General features: G+C 39.9%; 4 protein-coding genes. All 4 read right to left on the bottom strand.

Annotated features, from left to right (window positions below):
• Nucleotides 1-429: 429 nt before the first annotated feature.
• The gene (gene lysS, locus CBF33_RS05910) at nt 430-1,929 is read right to left on the bottom strand and encodes a lysine--tRNA ligase (RefSeq protein ID WP_126762464.1); all 1,500 of its coding nucleotides are present in this window, start codon (nt 1,927-1,929) and stop codon (nt 430-432) included.
• An 84-nt stretch (nt 1,930-2,013) separates the two neighbouring features.
• On the bottom strand, nt 2,014-3,003 hold the full coding sequence (dusB, locus tag CBF33_RS05905; protein ID WP_126762462.1) for a tRNA dihydrouridine synthase DusB: 990 nt from the start codon (nt 3,001-3,003) through the stop codon (nt 2,014-2,016).
• 11 nt (nt 3,004-3,014) lie between these two features.
• Complete coding sequence (gene hslO, locus CBF33_RS05900) at nt 3,015-3,902, bottom strand: Hsp33 family molecular chaperone HslO (RefSeq protein ID WP_126762460.1); 888 nt, start codon at nt 3,900-3,902, stop codon at nt 3,015-3,017.
• 70 nt (nt 3,903-3,972) lie between these two features.
• The gene (ftsH, locus tag CBF33_RS05895; protein WP_126762458.1) at nt 3,973-6,006 is read right to left on the bottom strand and encodes an ATP-dependent zinc metalloprotease FtsH; all 2,034 of its coding nucleotides are present in this window, start codon (nt 6,004-6,006) and stop codon (nt 3,973-3,975) included.
• Between the last annotated feature and the right edge of the window lie 29 nt (nt 6,007-6,035).

Genomic DNA, 6,035 nt, shown 5'->3' with positions numbered 1-6,035 from the left:
TTGCTAGCGAATTGACTTCACTATCAGTTTTTATAAAAAACTGTAAAATTGTGTTTGTTTTTACACTTGTAAAAACGCCCTACACATTTGGTTCGTCTTACTTTGTTCAGTTTTCAAAGGTCTACTTTGTTGCGTTAGTAGCAACTTTTAAATAATAACATGTCGGCATTTGATTGTCAACACTTTTATTTAATTATTTTTTGAAGCTTGTTTTGTTGTCACCTGACAACTTCTAAATAATAACACGTTTAGTTGACTCCGTCAACATCTTTTTTAAAACTTTTTAAATCTTTTTTTATGTCACCTATTCGCTGTGACAACTTTTATATAGTAGCACGGGAACCCAACCGATGTCAACCACCTTTATAAAAAAATATAGTAGGTTCTAGAACCTACTATATCAAGCGTTTTATTTAAAATCAAGTATCTTTATGGACGCATCGTTGGGAATAGTAACACATCTCTAATGGAGTGAGAATTTGTTAATAACATGACTAAGCGGTCAATCCCGATTCCTAGTCCCCCTGTTGGTGGCATACCATATTCTAACGACTCTACGAAATCCTCATCTATTCCATGAGCTTCATCATTACCCAATTGTTTTTCTTTCATTTGATCTTCAAATCGTTGACGTTGATCAATTGGATCATTTAACTCTGTAAAGGCATTCCCATACTCATGTCCTGAGATAAAGAATTCAAAACGGTCGGTAAATCGTGGGTCTTCGTGATTTTTCTTAGCTAAAGGCGAAATAGATACAGGATGACCATATACAAATGTTGGTTGAATTAAGGTGTCTTCCACAAACTCTTCAAAGAATTCATTAATTACGTGACCAAAATCCATATGATCTTCGATATGAACGTTGTGTTCTTTCGCAATAGCACGTGCTTCCTCATCACTCATTTCTTGCCAGAAATCCACGCCGGTCTTCTCTTTAATCGCGTCGACCATATGGATTCTCTTCCAAGGTCCTTCTAAATTAATCACATCATCTCCATAAGTCACTTCCAGTTTACCTAATACTGTTTGAGCGACATGTGTAATAATTCCCTCAGTTAAATCCATGATATCTTTATAGTCCGCATAGGCTGTATAAACTTCCAGCATCGTAAACTCTGGATTGTGAGTCGTGTCAATCCCTTCATTTCGGAAGACGCGTCCAATTTCATAGACTTTCTCCATCCCACCTACAATCAAGCGTTTCAAATGAAGCTCTAATGCGATACGCAAATATAACTCCATATCTAACGCATTGTGATGTGTAATAAACGGACGTGCGGCAGCCCCACCTGCCATATTGTGTAATGTTGGTGTTTCTACTTCTAAATAGCCATTACTATTCAAGTAGTGGCGAATTTCAGAAACAATTTTACTTCTCATAACAAATGTATCAAAACTTTCACGGTTACTAATCAAATCAAGATAGCGTTGACGGTAACGTTGTTCTACATTTGCAAGACCATGATATTTATCTGGTAATGGACGCAATGCTTTAGTTAGGAACGTTAACTCATCTGGTTTAATAGAGAGTTCTCCCATGTTCGTTTTCATGATTTCGCCACTGACCCCGATAAAGTCTCCTAAATCTGCTTGGTCAAACAACGCATACGCTTCCTCACCTACAGCATCTTTTCTTACATAAATTTGGATTTGTCCTTCGCGATCTTGTAAATGAGCAAAACCTACTTTTCCTTTACCACGTTTTGTTACAATACGTCCGGCGATTGTAGCGCGCTCTGCTTTTTCAGCTATTTCTTCTTTACTTAGCGCTTCATAAGCATCGTGCAGCATCTTAGAATCATGCGTGCGCTCAAAACGTTGACCAAAAGGATCTAACCCTTGTTCTTGTAATTTTTTCGTTTTTTCACGACGAACGATTAACTGATCATTCATCTCTTGATAGTCTGTCACTGTTTTTTCCTCCATCCTCGTGAAACTCATTTCATCTCTTCTATAATGCCACATAAAAAACAAAAAAGGCAAGGGAAATCTCCCTTTACCTTATTTGTTTTATCTTCTCGATGGCATGTTAGCAACTTTTGCAACTAATTCATCCAAAAGCACAATAATTTCATCTGGAGAATCTGTTTGATTGATTGCTAACTTTGTTTTAGTCGCTCGCGGAATCCCTTTTAAGTAATAAGCTGCATGCTGACGAAATTCTCTTGCAGCTACTTTTTCGCCTTTTAAGTTTGCTAAACGAACTAAATGTAGTTTTGCCGTTTCAATTTTTTCAGCTGGTTCGGGTTCAGGTAGTAACTCGCCTGTACGCAAATAGTGTTCTGTACGGTAAATCATCCAAGGATTGCCCAATGCCGCACGACCAATCATGACGGCATCACATCCGACTTCTTCTAACATTCGTTTGGCGTCTTCTGGTGTTCGAACATCTCCATTCCCCATAAAAGGAATAGTTAAGACATCGTTCACTTGACGTAGAACATCCCAATTTGCTTTTCCTTCATACATTTGTGTACGAGTCCGTCCATGCATTGCGATAGCCGATGCCCCTGCTTTTTCTGCCGCCAAAGCATTTTCTACCGCAAAGACATGTTCTTCATCCCAACCAATACGCATTTTAACGGTAACTGGAATTGAAACGGCTGATGATACTGCCGACACCATTTCATAAACTTTGTTAGGATCAAGCAACCATTTAGCGCCCGCCTCCGCCTTAATAATCTTATTAACTGGACAGCCCATATTGATATCAATAATATCAGCAGTTGTATTCGCCTCAACAAACTTAGCTGCTTCAACAAGTGTTTCCTTTTGGCCACCAAACACTTGCAAACTAATGGGATGTTCTACTTCTTCAATATGTAGCATCTCTAATGTTTTTTTATTTTTAAAATGTAACCCTTTGTCACTAATCATTTCGCATACGACGAGCCCTGCACCGAACTCTTTTACAGTCACGCGAAAAGCTGAATTACTAATACCTGCCATTGGTGCTACAACAACACGATTAGGAATCTCAACATCTCCTATCTTCCACATGTTGTTTCCCCCTATCGTTGGCTCTGGATTTCTTCAATTAGTTGCTCGAGTTCTTGCTCACTATAATGATACTTTTCACCACAAAAATGGCAGACAGCTTCTGCACCATGATCCTCATCAATCATCGCTTGTATTTCTTCTTTTCCTAAAGTCAAAATAACACGTGAGAAACGATCTTTTGAGCAGTCGCAATGAAAAGCAACTGGCATCGTATCTAAAATGGTTAAGTTTTCCTCACCAAGCAAACGCGCTAAAATCGTTTCAGGTTCTTCCCCTTTGTCAATCAAATCTGAGACCAACGGCATATTAGATAAACGTTGTTCAATTTCTGTAATGGTTTCATCCGTTGCTCCCGGCATCACTTGAATCATGAAGCCCCCTGCCGCTTTTACCGTTTCATCTGGATTGACTTTTACACTTAAGCCCACAGCTGAAGGAATTTGCTCGGAATGAGCTAAATAATAAGTGAAATCTTCCCCTAATTCTCCTGAAACAAGGGGAACCTGACCGATAAACGGTTCTTTCAAACCTAAATCTTTTGTCACAGATAGACTGCCGGTTGTTCCGACAGCTCCTCGCACATCAATATGCCCAGCATCATTTAACGGTAAGGCAATATGAGGTTGGTCAATGTAACCTTTTACCTGACCTTTACCATTACTATCCACTACAATTTTACCACCCGGTCCGTCACCTTGAATTTGAATGGTCATTTTTTCTTCGCCTTTTTGCATGGAACCTAATAACAAGCCCCCGACTAAAGAACGACCTAAAGCGGCAGTGGACGTATGCCATGAATCATGACGACGTTGCGCTTCCGAAACAGTTTCAGTCGCACGTACAGCAAATGCTCGAATTTGTCCCTCAAACGCTAACCCTTTTACTAAATAATCTTGCATCTATTTCACCTTATCTTTCTATTATTGACATGAAAAGTGGGTTGCCTAGGCAACCCACTTTTATCATAACTTATTCATTATCTGGTTGGTTACTATTTTGCTCTTCGTGTTCGTGATCTTTCATTTTACGTGCTTCTTTTTCTTCTAACGCTTTTTTCGCTTCGTCAAATGAACGACCATTCTCACTTGGAAACTCTTCTTCTAATTCATCAGAAGGCATAACCCCTTCTTCATAAAGCGATTTGATACTACGTGCATCCAATGTTTCATGCTCTAATAGCATCTTCGCGATAAGTTCATGTTTTTCACGGTTCTCTTCAATAATCTCACGTGCTTTCGCATGTGCTTGGTTTAAGATATTACGTACTTCTTCATCAATTTGATACGCGACTGTTTCAGAGTACGCTTTCGTTTGACCATAGTCACGGCCAATAAAGACTTGATGATTACCTTCGTATTGAACAGGTCCAAGTTTTTCACTCATACCATATTCCGTTACCATGCTACGTGCTAACGCAGTTGCTTGTTCGAAGTCATTACTTGCACCCGTTGATTTTACTCCGAAGAATACTTCTTCAGCCGTACGTCCACCAAGTAAACCAACAATTTGATCGAACATTTCTTCTTTCGTCATTAAGAAACGATCTTCTTTTGGCAAAGCAATCATATAACCACCTGCACGTCCACGAGGAACAATCGTTACTTTATGAACTGTACGAGCATCACTTAGTACAAGCCCGACAATCGTATGACCCGCTTCATGGTATGCCACCAATTCGCGTTCTTTTTTACTAACAACACGATCTTTCTTCGCCGGTCCTGCAATAACACGGTCTTGTGCTTCATCCACATCTGAAGCGTCAATTTTCTTCTTATTACGACGAGCAGCTACTAAAGCAGCTTCGTTTAAGACGTTTTCCAAATCAGCACCTGAAAAACCTGGTGTTTGCTGTGCAATGACTTTTAAATCGACATCTGAAGCAAACGGTTTGTTTCTCGCATGGACTTTAAGAATCGCTTCACGTCCTTTAACATCTGGACGACCAACTAAAATTTGTCGGTCAAATCGGCCGGGACGCAATAATGCAGGGTCTAATACATCTGAACGGTTTGTCGCGGCAATAACGATGACACCTTCATTCCCACTAAAACCATCCATTTCAACTAACAGTTGGTTTAACGTTTGTTCACGTTCATCATGTCCGCCACCCATACCGGCGCCACGTTGACGACCAACAGCATCAATCTCATCAATAAAGATAATCGCTGGTGCATTTTTCTTAGCCGTTTCAAACAAGTCACGAACACGGCTAGCCCCTACCCCAACAAACATCTCAACAAAGTCAGAACCTGAAATAGAATAAAATGGCACGCCAGCTTCGCCTGAAACAGCTTTCGCTAACAATGTTTTACCTGTTCCTGGAGGTCCTTCTAATAAAACCCCTGCAGGAATACGTGCGCCTAATTCTACAAATCGACGAGGATCTTTTAAGAATTCGACGACCTCTACTAACTCTTGCTTTTCTTCTTCAGCGCCAGCAACATCAGAGAAACGAACATTATTCGCTTTCTTATCTGCTTCTTTTGCTTTAGACTTGCCAAAGTTCATGACACGTCCGCCACCGCCGCCTTGCTGTCCTTGACCCATCATCATGTAGAAGAAGAAAATCATCAACAAGACAGGTAAGAAAGATAAAATCAAGGTTAAGAACATACCGCTGTTGCTTTGTTCTTTAATATTGACTTTTGCACCGGCTTCTTCTGCAGCATCTGCAATTTTCGCCATGGTAGAATCATTAGGTAAGACGGTTGTCGTGAAACGATCGGTTTCAACGTTAGTATCCCCTATCACACGCAAGCCGTTACCTTCTACTTTTTGTTTGGAATTGTAAGTCCCTTTAATGACATAGGCACCATTTCCAGGTGTGATTTCCATGTCTTTAATTTCTTTTTGTTCTAATTTTTCGCTAAACGCGGAGTAAGGTATTTCAGTCCCTACATTACGCGAGTCATTAAAAAAGAAGCTAACCAAAACGACCATCGCTAGTAACAAAATAATATAATACGTGGTACTTTTTGGGCCTCCGTTTCTCTTTTTATTCATATAGAGCCTCCCTCTAGCTATTTAATCAC

Source organism: Vagococcus lutrae, assembly GCF_003987555.1.
Taxonomy (GTDB): Bacteria; Bacillota; Bacilli; order Lactobacillales; family Vagococcaceae; genus Vagococcus_A; species Vagococcus_A lutrae.
This window is presented reverse-complemented; position numbering and strand designations above follow the sequence as displayed.

Coding starts and splice junctions, on each gene's coding strand:
- lysS (WP_126762464.1), bottom strand. CDS start 1,929: ATGGAGGAAAAAACAGTGACAGACTATCAAGAGATGAATGATCAGTTA.
- dusB (WP_126762462.1), bottom strand. CDS start 3,003: ATGTGGAAGATAGGAGATGTTGAGATTCCTAATCGTGTTGTTGTAGCA.
- hslO (WP_126762460.1), bottom strand. CDS start 3,902: ATGCAAGATTATTTAGTAAAAGGGTTAGCGTTTGAGGGACAAATTCGA.
- ftsH (WP_126762458.1), bottom strand. CDS start 6,006: ATGAATAAAAAGAGAAACGGAGGCCCAAAAAGTACCACGTATTATATT.